This is a genomic window from Streptomyces mexicanus (assembly GCF_902506575.1).
In the GTDB taxonomy this organism is placed as follows: Bacteria; Actinomycetota; Actinomycetes; order Streptomycetales; family Streptomycetaceae; genus Streptomyces; species Streptomyces mexicanus.
This window is the reverse complement of sequence record NZ_LR732645.1, coordinates 1-1,262: the sequence shown is the minus strand read 5'-3', so window position 1 is coordinate 1,262 and position 1,262 is coordinate 1. Positions and strand designations below refer to the sequence as shown.

1 protein-coding gene is annotated in these 1,262 nt (G+C 75.2%); it reads right to left on the bottom strand.

Annotated features, from left to right (window positions below; all coding sequences use genetic code 11):
- Nucleotides 1-1,262: TIM-barrel domain-containing protein (locus tag GV126_RS34140; RefSeq protein ID WP_328707380.1), on the bottom strand; the 1,262-nt coding region annotated here is incomplete at both ends.

Sequence of the window (1,262 nt, the reverse complement as noted above, 5' to 3'; positions counted from 1 at the left end):
ACCAGGTCCCCCCGTACCGCTGCAGGCCGGCCCAGCCGGAGCGGGAGAAGACGAACGGGCGCTCGTCGGGCACCAGCTCGCGCAGGCCCTCGTAGGCGGCCCGGGCCATGCACAGGCCGTACACGTTGTGCGCCTCACGATGGTCACCGCCCCGGCCCTCCAGGGCGTGCCGGGCCGAGCGGGGCAGCGTCGTCTCGCCGAAGGCGGCGAAGGAGGTCGGCTCGTTCATGTCGTGCCAGAAACCGGAGAACCCCTGCGCCACCCCCCCCCGGTACAGCCCGCCCCACCACTGCCGCACGCGCGCGTGCGTGAAGTCCGGGAAGACCGTCTCCCCGGGCCGCACCACGCCGCGCACCACCTCTCCCGAGGCGTCCCGCACGAACGCGTCCCGGTCCGCTCCGGCGTCGTACACGGCGTTGCCCGGCACGGCCGGCACCGCCGCGCCGACCATCGACACCAGCCGGATCCCGTCCCGCCGCAGCTCCTCGGCGAGCACCGGCAGCTTGGGGAACCGGTCGGAGTCGACGGTGAACACCTGGTGGGCGTCGTGGTGGTCGATGTCCAGGTGCACGGCGTCCAGGGGCAGATCGTGCTCCTGACAGCCCGCGACGATCCGCCGCACCTCCTGCTCACTGCCCAAGCCCCGGCCCGCGTGATGGTGGCCCAGCGCCCACGCGGGCGGCAGCGCCGCCGCCCCGGTCAACGACGCCCAGACGTGCGCCACGCGCGCGGGGGTGCCGACGACCACCCAGCAGCGCAGCGGGCCGCCGTCCATCCTCAGCACGCTCACGCCGGGCCGGTCGTGGCCCGAACCGGCCCCCTCCGTGCCCTCCCGGAGCGTGACCGTGCCGTCCCAGGAATTGTCGTGGAACACCAGGTGCGTACCGGCGTCGGCCACCACCCACTGCACCGGCATGGTGAGGTACAGCGGGTCGTCACCCGGACCGAAGGCACGCCCGGGATCGGTGTTCCACAGCCGGTAGCCGCCGTCCCGCAGCCGCGGCCCCGACGACCGCCCGCCCAGCCCGAAGAACCGCGCGTCGGCCGCCACCTCCGACCGCTGCATCCAGCGCGCAGGGCCCCCGCTGACCGGTTCCCACCACCGCGGCGGCAGGTCGCGGCGCAACGGAACGCCCCCCGGGGTGCGCACCTCGACGGCGCCGTACCGCGAGACCGCCACCGTCACCCGCTCGGCCACCACCCGCCAGCCGCCGTCCTTGTCCGGCTCCAGCACCGCACGCGGATCCGGCTCCGGACAACGG